Annotated in this window: 20 protein-coding genes; 14 read left to right on the top strand and 6 right to left on the bottom strand. The window is 62.0% G+C overall.

What is annotated here, in order from left to right; all coding sequences use genetic code 11:
* The first annotated feature begins 15 nt into the window (after positions 1-15).
* Complete coding sequence (locus ACODSV_RS30020; RefSeq protein WP_150054640.1) at positions 16-1,989, top strand: sigma-54 interaction domain-containing protein; 1,974 nt, start codon at positions 16-18, stop codon at positions 1,987-1,989.
* A 100-nt stretch (positions 1,990-2,089) separates the two neighbouring features.
* Here ACODSV_RS30020 and ACODSV_RS30015 read toward each other — a convergent pair whose 3' ends face one another.
* Positions 2,090-2,386 (bottom strand): DUF6124 family protein, encoded by a 297-nt coding sequence (locus ACODSV_RS30015; protein ID WP_150054779.1) that lies wholly within the window; start codon positions 2,384-2,386, stop codon positions 2,090-2,092.
* A 239-nt stretch (positions 2,387-2,625) separates the two neighbouring features.
* Positions 2,626-4,206 (bottom strand): RNA repair transcriptional activator RtcR, encoded by a 1,581-nt coding sequence (gene rtcR / locus ACODSV_RS30010; protein ID WP_150054780.1) that lies wholly within the window; start codon positions 4,204-4,206, stop codon positions 2,626-2,628.
* Between the two features lie 212 nt (positions 4,207-4,418).
* Between rtcR and ACODSV_RS30005 the strand changes: the two genes are divergently transcribed.
* Genes ACODSV_RS30005 through rtcA form a run of 3 tightly spaced genes read left to right on the top strand, consistent with a single transcriptional unit; the run spans position 4,419 to position 7,479 of the window.
* Positions 4,419-5,645, top strand: a complete 1,227-nt coding sequence (locus ACODSV_RS30005; protein ID WP_150054781.1) for an RtcB family protein — start codon at positions 4,419-4,421, stop codon at positions 5,643-5,645.
* A 14-nt stretch (positions 5,646-5,659) separates the two neighbouring features.
* The gene (locus ACODSV_RS30000) at positions 5,660-6,448 is read left to right on the top strand and encodes a nucleotidyltransferase domain-containing protein (RefSeq protein ID WP_190300980.1); all 789 of its coding nucleotides are present in this window, start codon (positions 5,660-5,662) and stop codon (positions 6,446-6,448) included.
* Between the two features lie 8 nt (positions 6,449-6,456).
* Positions 6,457-7,479 (top strand): RNA 3'-terminal phosphate cyclase, encoded by a 1,023-nt coding sequence (gene rtcA, locus ACODSV_RS29995; RefSeq protein WP_150054782.1) that lies wholly within the window; start codon positions 6,457-6,459, stop codon positions 7,477-7,479.
* Here rtcA and ACODSV_RS29990 read toward each other — a convergent pair.
* The gene (locus ACODSV_RS29990; RefSeq protein ID WP_150054783.1) at positions 7,476-8,519 is read right to left on the bottom strand and encodes a LacI family DNA-binding transcriptional regulator; all 1,044 of its coding nucleotides are present in this window, start codon (positions 8,517-8,519) and stop codon (positions 7,476-7,478) included. The two genes, rtcA and ACODSV_RS29990, sit on opposite strands and share 4 nt — an antisense overlap.
* A gap of 162 nt (positions 8,520-8,681) precedes the next feature.
* Between ACODSV_RS29990 and ACODSV_RS29985 the strand changes: the two genes are divergently transcribed.
* From ACODSV_RS29985 to ACODSV_RS29965, 5 genes are read left to right on the top strand one after another with little or no spacing between them, the layout of a single operon-like run.
* Positions 8,682-9,776, top strand: a complete 1,095-nt coding sequence (locus tag ACODSV_RS29985; RefSeq protein WP_102625597.1) for a fatty acid desaturase family protein — start codon at positions 8,682-8,684, stop codon at positions 9,774-9,776.
* A gap of 27 nt (positions 9,777-9,803) precedes the next feature.
* Positions 9,804-10,124 (top strand): MocE family 2Fe-2S type ferredoxin, encoded by a 321-nt coding sequence (locus ACODSV_RS29980; RefSeq protein ID WP_024074781.1) that lies wholly within the window; start codon positions 9,804-9,806, stop codon positions 10,122-10,124.
* Positions 10,125-10,126: 2 nt separating this feature from the next.
* A complete protein-coding gene (locus ACODSV_RS29975) occupies positions 10,127-11,326 on the top strand; it encodes an NAD(P)/FAD-dependent oxidoreductase (RefSeq protein WP_150054784.1) in 1,200 nt (399 codons plus the stop codon).
* Between the two features lies 1 nt (position 11,327).
* The gene (locus ACODSV_RS29970) at positions 11,328-12,146 is read left to right on the top strand and encodes a sugar phosphate isomerase/epimerase family protein (protein WP_150054785.1); all 819 of its coding nucleotides are present in this window, start codon (positions 11,328-11,330) and stop codon (positions 12,144-12,146) included.
* A 50-nt stretch (positions 12,147-12,196) separates the two neighbouring features.
* Positions 12,197-13,159, top strand: a complete 963-nt coding sequence (locus ACODSV_RS29965; RefSeq protein ID WP_024074784.1) for a Dyp-type peroxidase — start codon at positions 12,197-12,199, stop codon at positions 13,157-13,159.
* Here the strand turns inward: ACODSV_RS29965 and ACODSV_RS29960 are convergent.
* Both ACODSV_RS29960 and ACODSV_RS29955 read right to left on the bottom strand, forming a co-directional pair.
* The gene (locus tag ACODSV_RS29960; RefSeq protein ID WP_150054787.1) at positions 13,154-15,136 is read right to left on the bottom strand and encodes a hypothetical protein; all 1,983 of its coding nucleotides are present in this window, start codon (positions 15,134-15,136) and stop codon (positions 13,154-13,156) included. The two genes, ACODSV_RS29965 and ACODSV_RS29960, sit on opposite strands and share 6 nt — an antisense overlap.
* Positions 15,137-15,196: 60 nt before the next feature.
* Complete coding sequence (locus ACODSV_RS29955) at positions 15,197-16,069, bottom strand: undecaprenyl-diphosphate phosphatase (RefSeq protein WP_150054788.1); 873 nt, start codon at positions 16,067-16,069, stop codon at positions 15,197-15,199.
* Positions 16,070-16,248: 179 nt separating this feature from the next.
* Here ACODSV_RS29955 and ACODSV_RS29950 point away from each other — a divergent pair, with 179 nt between their 5' ends.
* Both ACODSV_RS29950 and ACODSV_RS29945 read left to right on the top strand, forming a co-directional pair.
* Positions 16,249-16,755: a GNAT family N-acetyltransferase gene (locus ACODSV_RS29950; RefSeq protein WP_150054789.1), complete on the top strand. Its 507-nt coding sequence runs from the start codon at positions 16,249-16,251 to the stop codon at positions 16,753-16,755.
* An 80-nt stretch (positions 16,756-16,835) separates the two neighbouring features.
* Positions 16,836-17,102, top strand: a complete 267-nt coding sequence (locus tag ACODSV_RS29945; RefSeq protein ID WP_150054790.1) for a hypothetical protein — start codon at positions 16,836-16,838, stop codon at positions 17,100-17,102.
* Here ACODSV_RS29945 and ACODSV_RS29940 read toward each other — a convergent pair.
* Positions 17,099-18,040 (bottom strand): GlxA family transcriptional regulator, encoded by a 942-nt coding sequence (locus tag ACODSV_RS29940; RefSeq protein ID WP_024074788.1) that lies wholly within the window; start codon positions 18,038-18,040, stop codon positions 17,099-17,101. The two genes, ACODSV_RS29945 and ACODSV_RS29940, sit on opposite strands and share 4 nt — an antisense overlap.
* Positions 18,041-18,212: 172 nt before the next feature.
* Here ACODSV_RS29940 and ACODSV_RS29935 point away from each other — a divergent pair, with 172 nt between their 5' ends.
* The 3 genes from ACODSV_RS29935 to ACODSV_RS29925 all read left to right on the top strand — a co-directional run bounded on the left by ACODSV_RS29935 (position 18,213) and on the right by ACODSV_RS29925 (position 20,720).
* Positions 18,213-18,842, top strand: a complete 630-nt coding sequence (locus tag ACODSV_RS29935; protein WP_150054791.1) for a TetR/AcrR family transcriptional regulator — start codon at positions 18,213-18,215, stop codon at positions 18,840-18,842.
* Positions 18,839-19,516, top strand: a complete 678-nt coding sequence (locus ACODSV_RS29930; protein WP_024074790.1) for a type 1 glutamine amidotransferase domain-containing protein — start codon at positions 18,839-18,841, stop codon at positions 19,514-19,516. The genes ACODSV_RS29935 and ACODSV_RS29930 overlap by 4 nt, the downstream gene beginning before the upstream one ends.
* A 79-nt stretch (positions 19,517-19,595) precedes the next feature.
* A complete protein-coding gene (locus ACODSV_RS29925) occupies positions 19,596-20,720 on the top strand; it encodes an alkene reductase (protein WP_150054792.1) in 1,125 nt (374 codons plus the stop codon).
* The last annotated feature ends 86 nt before the right edge of the window (positions 20,721-20,806 follow it).

Below are 20,806 nucleotides of genomic sequence, written 5' to 3'. Positions count from 1 at the left end.
CATGAGTACCTCACGATGAGCATGGCGTTCAGCATGCAAGACCTCGACTACCTGACGGCCCTGGGGCCGGCGGCGCTGAACGACGGCCCCATTGCCGCGCTGGAACACGCGTGGCGCGCGTGCCTGGCTGGGCAGGTGCAGCGCCCGGCCGAGGTGCGCCAGGTAATCTGGGACTCGTGGCGGCGCAGTGTCGATGCCGGTATCGACCCGCAGGACAGCCAATACCGCTTCGCCGCCGCCGACACGCTGGCGACCACCCTGGCCAGCCACCGCGTGCTGATCGCCGCCGCCGCGCAAGTCATGCACGGCTTGTTGGCCTACAACCCTCGCGGCCATATCAACCTCACCGACGCCGACGGCATCACCCTGTATTTCTGCGGGCTGGACATCACCCCCGTCGGCAGTCGCCTGCTCGAATCAGTCCAGGGCACCAACTGCACCGGCCTGGCCCTGGCCGAAGACCGCCTGGTGTACGTGCTGGCCGAGGAGAACTTCGGCAGTGGCCTGCGCCAACGCCGCATGCACTGCGCCGCCGCGCCGATCAGGAATGCCCAGGGCCAGACCCTGGCGATGCTGACCCTCACTGCCGAGCCCGGCTGGTTTCACTTTCACACCCTCGGCACCGTGCAAGCCGCCGCCGAAGCGGTCTCTCGCCAGATGGCTCTGCAAGCGCTGTTGGAAGAGCAGCAAACCGTGCTCGAAGTCCTCAACGAGGGCCTGGTGGTGCTCGATGAGCGTGGCTGCATCAAGGCGCTCAACCGTTATGCCCGGCAACTGTTCGGAGTGGGGCTGGAACTGATCGGCAGCCCGTTCCAGCGCCTGGGCCGCAGTGAGTTGAGTGACGCCATTCTTCTACGCGGCGGTGAGCCGGTGCGTGACCTCGATTTCACCTTCCACCTGCACGACCGCAGCCAGCTCGCCTGCCTGGTCTCGGTGTGCCCGCTGGAGCAGGGCGGGGTGATCGTGTCACTGCGCGAGAACCGCCGCATCCGCGAAATCACCCGGCGCATCATCAGCACCCAGGCCCGCTATACCTTCGACACCATCCAGGGCACGTCGCGGGCGATCCAGGACGCGCTGCACCTGGGGCGTATCGCCAGTCGCAGTGAATCCACCACCCTGATCCTCGGCGAAAGCGGCACCGGCAAGGAACTGTTCGCCCAGGCCATCCACAACGCCAGCGACCGCGCCAACGGCCCGTTCGTGGCGGTCAACTGCGGCGCGATCCCACGCGATCTGGTGCAGAGCGAGCTGTTCGGGCATGTCGAAGGCGCATTCACCGGCTCGGCCCGCGGCGGGTCGGCGGGCAAGTTTGAACTGGCGGATGGCGGTACGATCTTTCTGGATGAGATTGGCGATATGTCCTTCGACGCTCAGGTCAGCCTGCTGCGAGTGTTGCAGGAAGGCGAGATCACCCGCGTCGGCGCGAAAAACTCACGGCAGGTGGACGTGCGCATCATCGCCGCGACCCACCGCAACCTTAGCCAGGCGGTGGCCGAAGGCGCGTTCCGTGAAGACCTCTACTACCGCCTCAACGTACTGAACCTGACCGTACCGCCGTTGCGCATGCGCCGTGAAGACATCCCGTTGCTGGCGCGGCACTTCCTTACACGCTGTGCTCGTTCGCTGCGTAAAGCGGTGCAGGGCTTTGCCCCGGAGGCGCTGGAATTGCTCTCGGCCTACGCCTGGCCGGGCAATGTGCGCGAGCTGGAAAACAGCATCGAGCGCGCCACCAACCTGGCGACAGGCGAGTTGATCCAGGCGGCCGATCTGCCTCAGGAAACCAGACCGCGCGCCACGCTGCGCCACCACGAACCTCAGCCCGCCCAGGACCTGAGCAGCCACGAAATGCACGCCATCGTCGCCGCACTCAAAAGCACCGGCGGTAACATCCGCCTGGCCGCCCGGCAACTGAACGTATCGCGGGGTGGGTTGTACAACAAGATGAGTCGATTCGGGCTGAATGCCGCAGATTTTCGCGGCGCATAAGGTCGAAATGTGGGAGGGGGCTTGCCCCCGATAGCGGAGTGTCAGCTGACATCTACTTAACTGATCCACCGCCATCGGGGGCAAGCCCCCTCCCACATTTTTAACTGCGTTTAAGGCAGTTGATGGAGCGATCCACAGTGGTTTTGGCAATTTCCAGCAAATGCCACACCGCCAAGGTCTTCGCCCGCTCCGGGCTTTCCAGTTGCTCCCCACAATCCAATGCAGTCGCCGACGCACTGTCGAGCAAACTGGCGGTGTAGAGCAGGGCATCTTCAAAGCTCAGGTCTTCGTTGACGCATTGAAAGCCTTGGGTTGGGAAATAGTGGTCGATGGCGCGGTTGAAGGCGGCGCGGTCTTTGGCGGGATCGAAGGGTGGGTCGGGTACGACTTTATTCATTCTGCAACTCCTATTGAGCAAAGGAGCTACTGCCAACGCTGCTAAACGAGGGTGGCAGCTGTACGCGGGTTAGCAGACCGGTCAATAGGAAAACCAGCGCACCCGAAGGTGCCCCGCGCATAGCCACCATAAACGCAGATGTGAACCGTGTGCCTATCGACGTCAGGCTGCTAAACCCGATCACTGATGAGCAGTGACGGACCGCAGACTATCCAGTGATCGAGGGGCTGTTCGTCGGGCTAGGGCTTCAACTGCTTCCAGTCGATTGCAAAGCGCGCCAGGTATTTACGCAGACGGTCCGCGTCATTGGGTTGTGCCTTGGCCTGGCGTGATACACCGAACAGGCGGCGGCCGGCGTCTGACAGACTGTCAGATTGCAGGCAAACATCGATTACAGCCTTGAGCTGCAACTGGTCAAACAGGTCCAGGTCGGCAGGCAGCAGCACATGGGGCTCAGACAGTCCCCAGGCGTAACGCAGGCGCTGGATTTCTTCTTCGACCTGGGCTTCATTGATGCGTCCACTGTCGGCCAGGGTCGCCATACGCGTGATGGATGCGGACAGCTCGCGAAAGTTGCCCAGCCACGCCGCTTCGCTGGAACCTGCAAACGCCAGGTAACGACGACGCGCTTCCAGGTTGAAGCGTACGCGTCGGCCCTGCTCGCGGGCGTGACGCTCCAACTCGAAATCAATGTTGGGCTCTATATCTTCGCGCCTTCCCGCCAGGCCAGGCAGGTCAAAGGTCCACAGGTTGATGCGCGCATACAGGTCTTCGCGAAACAACCCTTCGGCGACCCGCCCGCGCAGGTCGCGGTGGGTGCCGGCGATGATCAGGAAGTCACTGGTCACTTCGGTGTCGGCGCCCATCGGGTAGAAGCGTTTTTCTTCGATGGCCTTGAGCAGCATTGCCTGTTCGTCCAGGCCCAGTTCGCCGATTTCATCGAGGAACAGCATGCCGCCATGGGCGGCGCGCAACAGGCCGTCGCGAGCGTTCTGCGCGCCGGTAAAGGCCCCCTTGATATGCCCGAACAGCGCGGACATCGCCCCATCGCCGCGCAGGGTGGCGCAGTTCACTTCGACAAAGCGACCCTGCACCTGATGGCGGCTGCGCTTGAGTTCGTAAATCCGCTGGGCGAGAAAGGATTTGCCGGCGCCAGTTGGGCCGATCAACAGCATCGGCGCTGTTGAACGTACGGCCACACGTTCGATCTGTTCGATGGAGGCATTGAACGCACGGTTGCGCGTGGCAATTCCCGATTTGAGAAACGCCAGGCCTTCCAGGCGCTCGTGGGCAAAGCGCGAAGCGATGCGGTCGTAGCGCGACAGGTCGAGGTCGATCAGGGTGTGGGTGCCGGTGGCGGGCGCGATGTCGTCCTGGCGGCGTGAAGGGGCTGTCTGGATCAGGCGTGCCGGCAGGTTCCGCGCCTCGGTCAGCAGGAACCAGCAAATCTGCGCCACGTGGGTGCCGGTGGTGATATGCACCAGGTAGTCCTCACGCTCGGTATCGAAGGTGTAGGCGCTGGTGAAATCGTGCAGGGCGCCGTACACCTCTTCGAAATCCCAAGGGTTGACCAGCGGCATCGGGTGCAGGCGCACCTCAGTGTGGGGCGAGATCTGCTGGATGTCGGCGCGCACCCGCTCGGCCAGGCTGGTATCGCGAGCGTCGACGTCGTGGATCAATTCCAGGCGATCGATCTGCACATCCTCTTGCTGGCACAGCCCGACGCTGGGGCGCCAGTGGTTCCAGCGATTGGCTCCCTTGCCGACGCGATCCAACTTGGAACCGATAAATCCGATGGCGACCGTGCGCTTGTGCTTCATGACTAGACCAAAATATAAGTAACGATATGTAAGGATTGAATGCTGGGAGCGGCTTGTCATGGGTTTTCAGTGATGAAAAATAAAATATGTAAAAATATCAATGTAAAACAATTAGTTGCCTTATTTTTAAGCATGTGGAAAAGAACCTGGCACGTCTGCTGCTATCACCTGATCAACGCCGCAACGACGGCTTTCAAAAAAGAATCGAGATCATGCAAAAGAACACCTGCCAACTGCTGGAAGTCGCCAACGGCAAACCGATCAAGCTCTGGACCGAAGGCGTGCCGGTTGAGCCCGAAGCCCGCCAGCAACTGATGAACACCGCCAAGATGCCGTTTATCTTCAAGCACCTCGCGGTGATGCCGGATGTGCACCTGGGCAAGGGCTCGACCATCGGCAGCGTTATCCCCACCGTGGGGGCGATCATCCCGGCTGCCGTGGGGGTGGACATCGGCTGCGGCATGATCGCTGCGCGCACTACGCTGATGGCCGGGGATCTGCCGGACAACCTGCATGGCCTGCGTTGCGCCATTGAGGCCGCCGTACCCCATGGCCGTACCCGCAGCCGTAAAGGCCGTGACAAAGGCGCCTGGGAAGACGTGCCGGCCCAGGCCGATCAGGTATGGACTACGTTGCATCCGCGCTTCAAGGCAATCACCGACAAGTACCCGCAACTGGAACGCAGCAACAACCGCCAGCACCTGGGTACGTTGGGCACCGGCAACCACTTTGTCGAGGTGTGCCTGGATGAAGCCAACCGCGTCTGGTTCATGTTGCACAGCGGTTCGCGGGGCGTGGGCAATGCCATCGGCAACCTGTTTATCCAATTGGCCCAGGCGGATATGCGTCAGCACCTGGCCAACCTGCCGGACCGCGACCTGGCGTATTTCGAGGAGGGCAGCCAGCACTTCGATGACTACGTGCAAGCAGTGGGCTGGGCCCAGGATTTTGCCCGGCAGAACCGCGAGTTGATGATGCGCGCGGTGGTCCAGGCGACGCGCCAGGTGATCAGTAAACCGTTTGAAGTGGCACTGGAGGCCGTGAATTGTCATCACAACTATGTACAAAAAGAGCGGCATTTTGGCGAAGAAATTTTGGTGACCCGTAAGGGCGCGGTCTCCGCAAAAAAAGGCGAGCTGGGGATTATCCCGGGCTCCATGGGCGCCAAAAGCTTCATCGTGCGCGGCCTGGGCAACGAAGAATCGTTTTGCTCGTGCAGCCACGGCGCCGGTCGCACCATGAGCCGCACCAAGGCGAAGAACACCTTCACCGTCGCCGACCAGATCCGTGCGACCGCCCATGTGGAGTGCCGCAAGGACGCCGATGTGATCGACGAAATACCGATGGCCTACAAGGACATCGACCAGGTCATGCACGCCCAGCGAGAGTTGGTGGAAGTGCTGCACACCTTGCGTCAGGTGGTGTGCGTCAAAGGATAAACGGAGGAATCGAGATGCATAGGGAAGAACGACACCCGTTGAGCGACGCCATGCGCGCCCGGGTCGTGCAGGCGCTGGACACTATAGAGCACGAGCGCAATGTGAAGGTGCTGTATGCCTGTGAATCGGGCAGCCGCGCCTGGGGTTTTGCCTCCACCGACAGCGATTACGATGTGCGCTTTGTCTACGTGGAAAAACCTGATTGGTTCATGCAGGTGGACGCGCCGCGTGACGTGATCGAACGCCCGCTGGATGACGAGTTGGACGTTAGTGGCTGGGAACTGCGCAAGTCCTTGGGCTTGCTGCGCAAATCCAATCCCACGTTGCTGGAGTGGCTGGATTCGCCGTTGGTGTATCGCCAGGAAACCGAGGCCACTGCGCAACTGAGGGCGCTGGCCGAAGCTTTCTACATCCCGCCGGCCGCGCGCAATCACTACCTGTCGATGGCCAGGAAGAACTTTCGCGGTTACCTGCAAGGTGACACGGTGCGCTTCAAGAAATACTTCTACGTCTTGCGGCCGTTGCTGGCGGTGCGCTGGATCGACCTGGGGCTGGGGCGGCCGCCGATGACCTTCGCCGACTTGCTGAGCACGGTGAACGACGCGCAACTGTTGGATGAAGTGGCGACGTTGCTGGCACTCAAACGCAATGCCAGTGAGGCGGCTTATGGTCCGCGGCGTCCGGCGTTGCACGCATTTATCGTGGCTGAACTGGAACGCGAAGTGCCGGTACTGCCACGCACTCGGGAAGACTCACAACGACTGGACCGCTATCTGCGGGACACGGTCAAACGTTTTGCATAAGGATGGCTATGAAACAGGACGTGATTGAACTGGATGGCGCCATTGGCGGTGGCCAGGTATTGCGCAGTGGTGTGAGCCTGTCGATGGTGACCGGGCGCACATTGCTCATCAGGAACATCCGAGCCAAGCGCAGTCGCCCCGGGTTGATGCGCCAACACCTGACGGCCGTGCTGGCGGCGGCCGAAGTGTGCAGCGCTCGGGTGGAAGGCGCTGAGCTGGGGTCGCAAACCCTGCTCTTTGCACCTGGGCCGATTCAGGGCGGCGACTACCGCTTTGTGATCGGCACGGCGGGCAGTTGCACCCTGGTGCTGCAAACGCTGTTGCCGGCGCTGTTGCGGGCAACGGCCGCCAGCCGCGTGACCATTTGCGGCGGCACCCACAACCCGCTGGCACCGCCGGTGGACTTCTTGCAACGCGCCTGGTTGCCGCTGTTACGGCGCATGGGGGCGCGCGTTGAGTTGAGTCTGGTCCGGCATGGTTTTGTCCCGGCAGGTGGCGGCGAATTGCAGGCGTTTATCCAGCCCGGAGAACTGGCGCCGTTGCACCTGATGCAGCGTGGCAAATTGCTGGACGCCCGGGCGACCACCCTGAACGCCGGCTTGCCCGCTCAGGTGGGCGAGCGTGAGTTCAAGCGCGTACGCCACCGACTGGGGTTCAGCCCGGCACAGCTGTTTACGGTCGAGATAGATCCCGATCACGGCCCGGGCAATGTGCTGATGCTGGAGTACGCCCACGAGCACGTCACAGAAGTGTTCAGCGCCGTTGGCATGGCCAGGGTCCGTGCTGAAACTGTCGCCGATGAGGCAATCAACCAGGCAGTGGAATGGCTGGGCAGCGACACGGCGGTGGGCGAACACCTGGCAGACCAACTGCTGTTGCCGATGGCATTGGCGGGCGGTGGCAGTTTCACCACGCCGCATATGAGCGAGCACTTGCACAGCAACATGGCGGTGATTCGCCGCTTTCTGCCGATAGTGATCGAAAGCCATGAGCAGGAGGGGGCGTTGAAGGTGGAGTGCCGTGCGCTCTAAAGATTCTCCGAGGTGACAATCTGCGGCGCGATATGCACCCGATGCCGCACCGGATCAAACCCCTCGGCACTCTGCAATTCCACCAGCAACTGCACCAGCGCGTTCGCCGTCTGCCTGGGCTGTGAATCCATCACCACATCGATCAACCCCTGGCTCAGTGCCTGGCGTGACAGCGCCGTGGACTCCTGCAAGATGCAGCACAACGCCGGGCGCTTGGGCAGCTGCGCCAGGGCGCTGATGATGCCGTCGCCGCCGCCGCCGACCACACACAGGCCGCGCAGGTCGCTGTGGCGGGTGAGCAGGTCGAGGGTGGCTTCTTCGGTGATGTCGCAGTTGTCCAGGTTGATCAGCGGCTCCAGCGGTTTGAGCCCAGGTGCGTGTTCGGCCAGGTAGCTGTGCAGGCCTTCGACCCGTGCCTGGTGACCGAGGAAGCGATGGCCGCCGAGCAGGATCCCCACGCTGCCTTTGCGTGCGCCACAGGTGCGGGCGAGCAGCCAGCCCATGGTGCGGCCGACCACGTGGTTGTCCTGGCCCACGTAGGGTTCAAGGGCTTGCTCGTGAATATCCGAGAGCAGGGCCACCACCGGCACGCCGGCCGCGCGGATCTGCGCCAGGCAGGCGTTGATCAGCGGGTGGGCGAAGCTGACCACGGCGAGGGCGTCGCACTGCACGGCCAGTTGTTCGATCTGCGCGACGATGGCGCTGGGTGTGCGGTCGTTGATGTAGTCGAACTGGCAGGTGAGGTTGGTGGTGGCGTGATGCTGCGCCGCCTCGCTGATCGACTGCGCCAGGTGGGCATAGAACGCTTGGGCGGTGCCCAGCAGCAGAATGCCGAAGCGATAGGTCGGCCGGCGTTCGCGGATGCGTTGGCCGATCAGCCGCGCAGCAAAATAGCCCACGGCTTCGGCGGCCTGGAACACCTGCTCGGCCGTCTGCGGATTGACTGGCGCGCGCGCATTCAGCACGCGGTCGACAGTGGCCACACTCAGGCCCGCATGGGCGGCGACGGTGGCGATGGTGGGGCGTTTATTGTTGTTCATGACAGCCCTCTTGAGCGTCTTGATAGAAAACTATCAAGCCCCGCTGGGCCTGGATGATAGCTTGATAGGGAATGGATTCAAGGCCTTGAGGGTGATTTAGCCGCACTCTATCGTTGGTTTCGCAAAGCACCTGAAACCTCTCGCTTGCGGAGAACAATAACAATGCCTGAACACACCGCTCATCACGCTCGGCGCGACTACAGCCTCACCGGTCCCGAAGCCGCCCGCGCGGCGGAAAAAGGCCTGGTCTCGGCCAGTTGGTACCAATCGCCGATTTCCCGTAAACGCATGAAAGAACTGATGCAACGCCGCGACGCCCCGGCCTTGCTCGATACCGCTATTTGGGTGACCGCGCTGTTCGCCACCGGCTTCGGCGGCTACTGGTTCTGGGGCACGTGGGCCTGCGTGCCGTTCTTCCTCGCCTATGGCGTGCTGTACGGCACCGCGTCCAACCCGCGCTGGCACGAAACCGGCCATGGCACCGCATTCAAGACCCGCTGGATGAACGACGTGCTGTACCAGGTCGCGAGCTTCATGTGCATCTTCGAGCCCCACGTGTGGCGCTGGAGCCATGCCCGGCACCACACCGACACGATCGTCGTCGGCCGCGACCCGGAGATCGTCGAGCCACGCCCGCCGAGCCTGCCGATGATGGTGCTCAGCCTGTTCAACCTGCCCCTGGCCTGGAAGACCTTCAGCGGTGTGGCGCGCCATGCGATCGGCCAGATGAGTGCCCAGGAGCAGGACTTTATCCCGGAGTCCGAGTGGCCCAAGGTGTTCCGCGCCGCGCGTATCTGGGTCGGTATTTATGCGCTGGTCATCGGCACTGCGTTGTACCTGCACAGTTGGCTGCCGCTGATGCTGGTGGGCCTGCCGAGCCTCTACGGTGCCTGGCTCGGTTACGTGTTCGGCCTCAGCCAGCATGTGGGCCTGGCCGAAGACGTGCTCGACCACCGCAGCAACTGCCGCACGATCTACATGAACCGCGTGCTGCGTTTTATCTACATGAACATGAACTACCACCTTGAGCACCACATGTACCCGATGGTGCCGTACCACGCATTGGCGCAATTGCACGAAGAGATCCGCAACGACTGCCCGCCGCCGTACGCCAATCTGTTCGAGGCGTACAAGGAAATCATCCCGACGATCTGGAAGCAGCGCAGCGATTCGACTTACTTCGTCCAACGTCCCATCGGCCCCAGTGCTGAACCGGCCGCCAGGGCCCCGATGCATGCAGAAGCCACTGCCGGCTGACACCCTCCAATAACAAGAGAAAACGCCATGAACGATCAATGGATCGACGTCTGCGCCGTGGGCGAAATAGACGCAGAAGACGTGCTGCGCTTCGATCACGGGCCGCACACCTACGCGGTGTTCCGCTCGGCGGACAATGAGTTTTTCGCCACCGCCGGCCTGTGCACCCACGAGAAAATCCACCTCGCCGACGGCCTGGTGATGGACCATGTGGTCGAATGCCCCAAGCATAACGGGCGCTTCGATTACCGCTCCGGCAAGGCCTTGGGCGCGCCGGTGTGCGTCAACCTCAAGACCTACCCGGTGCGGGTCGAAGCGGGGCGGGTTTTGCTCGCCGTCACGGCCTGATGATGACCGCCGCCCTGATCATCGTCGGCGCCGGCCATGCCGGTGGCCGCGCGGCATTGACCCTGCGTGAAGAAGGCTACAGCGGGCGCCTGATCCTGATCGGCGACGAGCCGCACGTGCCCTACGAGCGGCCGCCCCTGTCCAAAGGGCTGTTGCAGGGCAGCATGGACCTGGCCGGGTGCAGCCTGTGCGACAGCGCGCGGCTGGCCGAGTTGGGCGTCGAACATATCGCCGATAACCCGGTCCGCCAATTGGACCCGCCGCAACACCGCCTGCAACTCGCCGACGGCCAGTGGCTGTCCTACGCCGGCCTGTTGCTGGCCACCGGGGGCAGGGCGCGGCGTTTGCCCCAGGAACAGGCCAACGTGCTGTACCTGCGCACCCACGATGAAGCGCTGGCGCTGAAATCCGCGTTGCGCCCCGGAGCGCGGCTGGTGATTGTCGGCGGCGGGTTTATCGGCCTGGAAGTGGCGGCGACGACGCGCGGCCTGGGTTGCGAGGTGACGGTGCTCGAAGCCGGGCCACGCTTGGCGGGCAGGGTGCTGGCGCCGGTCATCTCCGAGGCACTGCTGAAGCTGCATCGCCAACACGGCGTCGACGTGCGCCTGAATGTGGCGCTGGAGTCGATCCATGCAGAGGCGGTGCAACTGGTGGATGGGCAATGGCTGCCCTGTGACCTGGTGGTGGTCGGCATCGGCATGCAACCGAATATCGAGCTGGCCGTGGCGGCGGGGCTGGAGGTGGGGCAGGGCATTCGCGTTGACACGCACCTGCGCACCGGTGTGCCGGACATCTACGCGGCAGGGGACGTTTGCGAGTTTCGCCTCGGCGGCGAGTACCAACGCCAGGAAACCTGGCGCAACGCCGAGGCGCAAGGGCGGCATGCCGCGCTCAACATGCTGGGGCGCGACGAGCCGTTCGAAGCGCTCCCCGGTTTCTGGTCCGACCAGTACGACTGGGGGTTGCAGACCGTGGGCGTGATCACGCCGCTGACCGTCAGCCGTGCATTGCCGGACGCGGGGCTGTTGCTGTTCTACCTCGACGCCGACCATCGCCTGCAAGGCGCCTGCGGCTGGGGCCCCGGCAATAGCGTGGCCAAGGACGTCAAGCTGTGCGAACGGCTGATCAGCGCGCGCATCGCCCTGAACCCTGCCAGCCTGGCCGACCCCCACGTGTCCCTCAAACACCTGCTGCGAGGCTGATATGCGCCAATTCCTGGTATTCCAATCCCTGTGGGCGATGCACACCGAGCCCGGCCCCCTTGAGGCCCAACTCGACCGTATCAAAGCCGCCGGTTTCGACGGCATTACCGATCACTATTGGCAAGCCGCCGATGTGGCGCGCCTGCACGCCGCCGCCACGGCGCGGGGCCTGCAGATCGAAGGCCAGTTGTTCCCGCAAAGCGTCGACGACCTGGCGACCGCGCTGGATGTGATCAGCCGCCACGGCTGCCACCACCTCACCCTGCAAGCCGATGTGCGCCCGCGTACCCAAACCGAGGCCGCGCGTTTGATCGAAGGCTGGCAACGCCTGGCCGAGCAGGTGGACTTTCCGGTGCTGCTGGAAACCCACCGCTATCGCCTCACCAACGACCTGCTGTTCACCCTCGATCTGCTGGCGCAGATGCCCGACCTGAAACTGCTCGCTGACTTGTCCCACTACGTGGTCGGGCGCGAATTGCCCCAGCCTGGCGCCGTTGAAGACGATGAACAGATCCGCACGATCCTGCAGCACAGCTGGGGCTTTCATGGGCGTGTGGCCAGCAGTGAACAGGTGCAAGTCTCCCTGGCGTTTCCCCAGCACCAAGCCTGGGTGCAACGCTTTACCGAGTGGTGGCGCTACGGGATCGAAGACTGGCTGGCCCGCCCCGAAACCCCGCAAAGCCTGTCCTTCACCTGCGAACTGGGCCCGCCGCCCTATGCCATCACCGGCGCCGATGGGCATGAAATCAGTGATCGCTGGGCCGAGGCGTTGAAGCTCAAGGCATTGATTCGCGACGTGTGGCAGGAGTGTCGGAAATGATCTGCTAATCTGCGCGGGTTCACTCTCGCCCTTTAGCCTGGACTTCCACTATGTCGACTTCGTCTGTTCAGCCGCCTCTTGAGCCTCAGTCCGTCTGCCACCCCATCACCAGCAGCGCGATTTTCATGGTTGCCACCGTCGCGCCTGGCACTGAAGACAGCGTGCGCGCCTGGTGTGCGGACATCGCCGGGCTGGTGCGCTCGGTGGGTAAACGCGTGCCGGCGGGCAACCTCACGTGCGTCTGTGGCTTCGGCTCGCAGGCTTGGGACCGGCTGTTCGGCGCGCCACGCCCGGCCTCGCTGCATCCATTTCGCGAGTTCGGGGTGCCAGGGCGCATGGCAGTGTCGACGCCCGGCGACATCCTGCTGCACATCCGTGCCGAACAGATGGACCTGTGCTTTGAACTCGCCACCCAACTGATGGCGGCCCTCGGTGACAGCGTCAAGGTCGTGGATGAAGTCCAGGGTTTCCGCTACTTCGACATGCGCAGCATCATCGGCTTTGTCGACGGCACCGAGAACCCGGTGGGGCGCAAGGCCGTGGGCTTCACCATCGTCGGCGACGAAGACCCCGAATTCGAAGGCGGCAGCTACGTGCTGGTGCAGAAATACCTGCACAACATGACCGCCTGGAACGGCCTGACCGTGGAAGCCCAGGAAAAGGTGATCGGGCGCACCAAGTTGTCGGATATCGAGTTGGACGATGCGGCCAAGCCGAGCAATTCCCACAGCGCGCTGACCGTCATCACCGACGAGAACGGCGAAGAAGTGAAAATCCTGCGCGACAACATGCCCTTCGGCCGTCCGGGCGCCGGGGAGTTCGGCACCTACTTCATCGGCTACGCACGCTCGCCGCAGCCGCTGGAGCAGATGCTGGAAAACATGTTCGTCGGCCGCCCGGCGGGCAACTACGACCGCTTGCTCGACTTCAGCACGGCGGTCACCGGCGGCTTGTTTTTCGTGCCGTCGGCCGATCTGCTCGACGAACTGGCGGAGCGCAGCCCCGGCCTATAGGACCACCTCGAAATACCGATAGCTGATGGCCTCGATCGGCTGGGCTATGTGTTGGCGGTTGGATTCCTGCACGGTGAGCCCGGCTTTTATATAGGCCAGTTGCGGTGGGGCTGACAGGTAATCGGCAAGGTTGGCTTCAGCGCCCGGGAGGTCCGTGTAGAGATGAATCTGCTCTTCGGCGATCACGCCCTCGACGGTTTCGGTGATGTTTTGCCGGATAACGCCGCTCAGGAAGGTCGACAGAATCAACGTGTCGACAATCGGTATGCCGTCATAGGGAATCCCACAGTGGGCCGGTCCGTTCAACAGCACCACGGGTTGGATCGAGAGCTTGTCAGGCAGCGGGAAATTGGCTTTCAGGCACTGCTTTCTAAAGGACTTTTCATGTTGTCGGATACCCTCGATTTTGCGTGCCAGTTGCGCGCACGCCTCGATGACCTTGTCTCGATGCTTGAAGGTGCTCAGCGTATCGGCAGGTTGCAGGAAGCATTTTACTTCGCCGACCACCAGCGTACTGCCGATCAGCATCAGCAGGTCGATGTCCTCATACGGGGGCGTAGCGGCCTTCGGTAAGTTGAATGTGAAGGCATGCGGCATGATTCGAATGTGTTTTTTCAGGCGCGAGTCCTGGGCATAGCGTTCCAGGACCTGACGCGCATGGGTTTCGAACGAGTTGCCGCGCGCCGCCAGGTCGGCGCCCATCTGTCGCAACCAGATATTCACATTGCGTTGGGTGGTGCCCCACAGCAACGGCGTGAATAACACCAACAGTTTATCGTCGTTGTAGGGGATTAACGGTTGCGTCCACAACTCGTTCTTACCGGTATCCGATTTGTCGGTGTGATCAAAGGTCAGGAAATCAATCAGTGCCCGGCTACGTGCCAGGTCCACTCCCAGGGATTCGGATACCGCGTTGAGCAACGCGGTTCTATCGACCATCGGTGCAGCCACATGCACCAGCAACGAGTCGCCCAACGGTGTTTCAGGTGGCGCCTTGGGGGTATCCAGCAGGCATCTTGCCAGGCTGCACAGGACGGCCCAGCACCTGACCACGTCATGGAGGGTTGCTCCATCCAATTTGGGCGCCTGGAAGGCGGAATATCCGTTGTAGTACGGTTCCAGGGCTTCATGGATGATCAGGTAGGTGGCCAGGGCTGAGCGCTGGACCTCTGCGTCATCGGCGAGGTGGTAGTGAGTGACGCCCTCACGGTGGGTGATCGCACAGACAGGTCGCACAATCCCCAGTTCGGTGTGGGAGTTTTGCGTGTAGTGCCTGCTGAAGTGCATGACCCGCGCGGTTGTCTTCGAATGAACGAGAATATTGCGCCGAAATTGACTGATGACCTTCCAGGCGGCGAAGTGCTGATTGCCTGGCGTGAGCAAGATCCTGGCACCGTGCTCGAATCTGTAGTCGTTCCACAGGCAGTCCTCCCAGTGCTCTTCAAGCACACCGTAAAAGGCACCCAGTTGATAGTCGTGGGCGACACGCTTGAGGTCGAAATGCGTGGTGCTGATATCCGGTTCTGATGCATCGCCTTTTTCCGCCAGCACCATCTGGATGGGCATTTGCAGCCCGTCGATATCGGCCTGGGCAACCTCATCGATCGAGTGCTCTGTACCCTGGTTGTCGGAAAACTTGGGCACCAGTTGCTGGCGCGTGATCTCGGCCGGATCGAGGTCACTGAAGTTTTCGCGAATCTCCTTCGCGGCCTGCTCATACATCATGGCGTTCAGGTTGGCATGGGTGATGAACGCCAACAGTTTGTTCTTCTTGGGGATCTGCCGGTCAGCGGCAAAACTCAGCTGTTTGCGCAATTCACCAAACGCGCGGTAAAACCACAGGCCGGCTTGATGCAGGCTCTTGTCCTGTGCGTCAGCGGCGTCGGGATCCAGCGCTGCGTTCCACCGGTCAGGGTGGAAGCTGTGTTGGTTGGGACGTGAAATTTTCTGGTGTTGTACGCGTTTCAAGAAAGACATGTTCAGCGACCACTCCGTTGCGATCACTGAACTCTACCAGACGAATACCTGCGCCTCGGGTCAGCTCAGCAAGCCGGTACTGACCGCCACAATCAGGAACACCCCGAGCAGCGCACGGTAGATCACAAAGGGCCAGGTGGAGAAGCGCTCCAGGAACTTCATCAGGCCCCAGATCGCAAAGAACGCCGACACGCTGGCCACCACCAGCCCAAACAGCAAATGCGGCCAGGCGTGGGCGGGCATGTCGGCGTGCAGCAGCACCCACAGCTCCTTCAGGCCGGCGAGGGCGATGGCCGGCAGGCCCAGCAGGAAGGAAAAGCGCGCGGCTTCTTCGCGTTTGAAATTAAGGAACAGGGCCGCGGTGAGGGTCGAGCCGGAACGCGATACGCCTGGAATCAACGCGCCGATCTGGGCGACACCGACGATCAACGCATCCCGCAGGCGCATCTGGCTGACGTCCCGTGTATGCCGGGCACGCAGCTCGGCCGCCGCCAGCAACACCGCCATCACCACGCAGGAAATGCCGATCACCATCAGCCCGCGCAACGGCGAGTTGCAGGCATTCAAGGTCGAGGACAGCGCCAGGCCGGCAATGCCGATGGGGATCGTCGCCAGCACAATCGCCACAGCCAGCTTGAACCAGCGGTCGTTGTAGTCACCCCGGCGTACCGCGCCGATGCTGCCGATGGTCACTTGGTGCACATCGCGCCAGAAGTAACTGACCACCGCAGCCAGCGCCGCCAACTGCATCGCCGCCGAAAACGCCGAGCCCGGGTCTTGCCAGCCGAGCAGGGCGGGTATCACGCGCATGTGGGCGGTGGACGACACCGGTAACAACTCGGTAATGCCCTGGATCACGCCCAGGATAAAGATTTGCAGGTAATCCAGAGAGGCGAAGCCCACATCCAGGCCGGCGGAACAGACGTTGGTCAAAATAGGTGTCCTTGAGAATAACGGGCGAGTCGGCGAAGTTTATTCCAAATGTTTCAAGAATTCGGCCAATGCAATCGCTATTTGCAATCGGTTCAGCAAGTAGAAAGGTGGAGACCGCTATTGGACTGGGGCGGGGTTTTGTGAACAATGGCGCCCTGTTTTTTTTCACCGAGAGCCCCATGCCTGAAACCACCGTTGAATTGATCCAGACCGGCCCCGAAGCATCCGAGTTGATCCGCAATCTTTACCAGTACTACGCCTACGAGTCGTCGGACTGGGAGCAGGAAGATGTCGAGGCGGACGGTCGTTTCTACATCCATGACGAACACCTGAACCGCTATTGGCAAGACCCGCAATGGAGCGCCAACCTGTTGCTGGTCGACGGTTATATCGCCGGCTTCCTGCTTATCGAGGGCAGCGAAGTGCCGGGCATCCATGCCTTGGAACTGGCCGACCTGTTTATTCTCAAGCGCTATCGTCGCAAGGGCATCGGCAACGCGATCGCCACCCAGGTGCTGTGCAGCGGCGAGGCCGATTGGCTGGTGCGTTTCTATGACCAGGATGAAGTGTCCCAGGCATTCTGGCGTACGGTGCTGGATAACCTGCCACGCCCGGTGCAGGCCATCGAGCTGGACGATGACCCGCAGTTGACCAGTTACCTGATTACCCGGGCGGCGTTGCATTGAACACAATGTTGAACTTAAACGCGGCGGCCTGTTCCTAATCTCGCTGGCCGTTCTGGCCCTTAATTTCACAAGGATGCGAAATGCACACAGTGTCTTTTTCCAAATACCTCGTTGGCGCTGCGCTGCTGCTGACTTTGGGCGGTTGCGTAACCATGTCGGGTGACTACGATGTCACGGCCGTCGACGCCTCGGGCGCTCCGATCAACATGGTGATGACCAGCCACGGCAGCGCTATCTATTCCTCGCGCAATATGTTCTGCCAGAACTTCCCGAAAGCCACGGTGACCATCCGTGACCTCAAAACCGGGGAAGAACTCAAGAGCGAAAGCCCTTACCACTGCCGCTAGGCACGCGTATTGAACAGCGCCTGTTGCATCGCCTGGGGCGGTTGCCCGAAAGCACGTAGAAACGCCTGGCGCATGCGCTCGCGATCACCGAAGCCGGTTTCGCGCGCCACCACTTCCACGGGGTGACGGCTGGTTTCCATCATCGCCCGCGCGGCTTCCACGCGCAGGGCTTCGATGGCTTTGGCCGGCGTCTGCCCGGTTTCTTCGCGAAATACCCGGCTGAACTGGCGCGGGCTCAGACGGGCGACGTCGGCCAAGGCGTCCACGGACAGATCGTGGGTGAGGTTCTCACGCGCGTAGGCCAGGGCCAGTTGCACGCGGTCGGACTTGGGGTCCAGTTCCAGCAAGGCGGACAACTGCGATTGTTCACTGCCGCGACGCTGGGCAATCACCAGCTTGCGCGCGATGCGCCGGGCGAGGTCGCTGCCCAGGTCGTTTTCCACCATCGCCAACGCCAGGTCGACCCCGGCGCTCATGCCGGCACCGGTCCAGATCTGGCCGTCGACGATGAACAGCTTGTCGTCTTCCAACTGGATAGCCGGGTAGCGCTTGCGAAAAGCCGGCGCATGAATCCAGTGCGTGGTGGCGCGCTTGCCTTCCAGCAACCCAGCCTCGGCCAACACGAAAATGCCCGTGCACAGCGAGGCAATCCGCCGCGATTGCAGCGACGCAGCCTTGACCAGCGCCAGCAGGTTCGCTTCCGGCAGGCGAAATTCCAGGTAACCGCTGACGATCAGGGTGTCATAGCCTTCGGGCCGAATCGGCGTGGTATTGACCGAGAACCCCTGGGACGTCATCACCGCGCCGCCGCTTTCCGACACCAGGTGAAACTCATAGGCCGGCTCACCACGCAGCAGGTTCGCGCACTCGAACACCGAGCCCAGGCTGAGGCTCAAGGATTGGAAGTTCGGGTAAACCATCAGCGCAACGCTGTGCATCGCATGTCTCCTGGGGCGTGGGAGAAGGGATTGTCGGTGGCTGCCGGGAAAACGGCAACCGCCTTTGCAGCGTGTCCGGAATCCTTGCGGATATGACATTGTGAGCCTAAGGCTCGGCTCCTAACATTCACTCCACGCACTAGACGACTGGTCTAATCGGGCGGAGTGAAGCATGAACAGCGAAACCAAAAGTGCACGGCAGACCATTCTGGAGACGGCGCAATCGATTGTGGGCCGCAAAGGGTTTTCCGCCGTGGGGTTGAACGAAATACTGCAAGCCGCCGATGTGCCCAAAGGTTCGTTTTATCACTACTTCGATTCCAAGGATGCATTTGGTGTCGTCTTGCTTGACACCTACTTTGATCACTACGTGCAGGGAATGGCGCAACTCTTCGCCCAGCCGGGGTTATCCCAGCAGGCCAAGTTGATGCGCTATTGGCAAGCCTGGATCGACAACCAGACCGGCTGCACCGATGCAGGCAAATGCCTTGCCGTCAAACTCGGTGCGGAGGTGTCAGACCTTTCAGAGCCCATGCGATTGGCGCTGCATCGTGGCACCTCGCGCACTATCCAAATGCTCGCCGAGGCCATGCAGCGCGGCGTTGAAGACGGCTCCCTGGTGCTTGAACACAGCCCAAAGGACCTCGCCCATCAGCTGTATGCGTTATGGCTGGGCACCAGCGTCATGAACAAGATCACCCGTACGTCTGCGCCTTTTGATCAGGCGCTGTGGCTGACCCGACAGATGTTGGGTTGCCCTGAACACACTGACATTCACATCGATCGAGGCACTGGAACATGAAAGTATTAATGGTACTGACCTCTCACGACCAACTGGGCGACACCGGCCGCAAGACCGGCTTCTGGCTCGAAGAATTTGCCGCGCCGTACTACGCGTTCAAGGACGCCGGGGTCGAGGTGGTCCTGGCATCCCCGGCCGGCGGCCAGCCGCCCCTGGACCCGGTCAGTGACGCACCCGATGCACAAACCGAACAAACCCGCCGCTTTGCCGCCGACCCGGCTGCGCAGCAGGCCCTGGCCAACACGGTCAAATTGGACACGGTCAACGCTGACGACTTCGACACCGTGTTCTACCCAGGTGGCCACGGCCCGCTGTGGGACCTGGCGGAGTCGCCGGTTTCCATTGCCCTGATCGAGTCCTTCGAGCGGGCCGGCAAACCTATCGGCTTTGTCTGCCACGCGCCGGGTGCCTTGCGTCACGTCAAGGCGGTCAATGGCGAGCCGCTGGTCAAGGGCCGTCGCGTCACCGGCTTCTCCAATTCGGAAGAGCAGGCGGTGGGCTTGACCGATGTGGTGCCGTTCCTGATTGAAGATGATTTCAAGGCCCTGGGCGGCAAGTATGAAAAGGGCGCGGATTGGCAGTCCTTTGTCCTCGAAGATGGTTTGCTGGTCACCGGGCAGAACCCTGCCAGCTCCAGCGATGTGGCCAAGGCCCTGCTGAAACTCACCGCTTAAACCCCTGACACGCTGGATGGCTTGGCGACTCCCTGGAGTCGCCAATGCCTTCGCTTGTCCTCAATTTGGAAGTTCTCGAATGACCCACTCTGTTTTAAGTACCCCGATTTCACTGGGGCATCACACCCTGAACAACCGCGTGGTGCTGCCGCCCCTGACGCGCCAGCGCAGCGCGCAACCCGGCGATATCGCCACCGACCTGATGGCCGAGTATTACCGCCAGCGCGCGACGGCCGGCTTTATGGTCAGCGAAGGCACGCAGATTGAACCGCGTGGCCAGGGTTACGCCTGGACGCCGGGTATCTACACCCCCGCGCAGATTGACGGCTGGCGCAAAGTCACCGACGCCGTGCACGCCGAGGGCGGGGTCATCTTCGCCCAGTTGTGGCACGTGGGCCGCGTGTCCCATAACGCCTTGCAGCCCGACGGCGCCGCACCGGTTGCGCCGTCCGCACTGGCAGCCGAGCAAGCCAAAGCCTTTATCGCAACCGGGCCGGGTGTGGGCGAGCTGATGCAACCGCCGGTGCCCCGTGCGTTGAGCACCCAAGAGGTCAAGGCACTGGTCCAGCACTACGCCCAGGCGGCACGCAATGCACTGGACGCAGGGTTTGACGGGGTCGAGATTCATTCGGCCAACGGTTACCTGGTCAACCAGTTCATCTCGGCCCACGCCAACCAGCGTGACGACGAATACGGCGGCTCACTGGATAATCGCCTGCGCTTTTTGCGTGAGATCGTCGAGGCGGTGTGCAAGGTGGTGGGGCCGGAACGGTTGGGCGTGCGTTTTTCGCCGCTGTTCAGCGGTACCGATGAGGACCGTGTGTATATCGGCCTGGTGGAAGAAGACCCGCATCACACCTACATCGAAGCGATCAAGGTGCTGCAAGCCTCGGGCATCGCCTATGTCTCCATCGCCGAAGCCGACTGGGACAACGCCCCCGTGTTGCCCGACACCTTCCGTGAAGCCGTGCGCAGCACCTTCAGCGGCCGCATTATCTATGCCGGTCGTTACACCGCTGAACGCGGCGCGAAACTGGTGGAAGCCGGGCTGGCGGATTTGATTGCCTTCGGACGGCCGTTCATTGCCAACCCGGATCTGCCGCAGCGGCTATTCAACGGCTGGCCGTTGAATCCGCTGCGGGAAGAGGGGATGTATGGTGGGGGGGAGGTGGGTTACATCGACTACCCCGTCTATTCCGAATAGTCACGCAATCAATGTGGGAGGGGGCTTGTTTCCGTGGCGGCCTTCGGGCCGACCGCTTTTTGGGGTTTGGGTGAGTACATATCCGT

It is taken from the genome of Pseudomonas sp. FG86, from assembly GCF_057808775.1.
The sequence above is the reverse complement of the archived record's forward strand: the minus strand, read 5'-3'. Positions and strand labels throughout refer to the sequence as shown.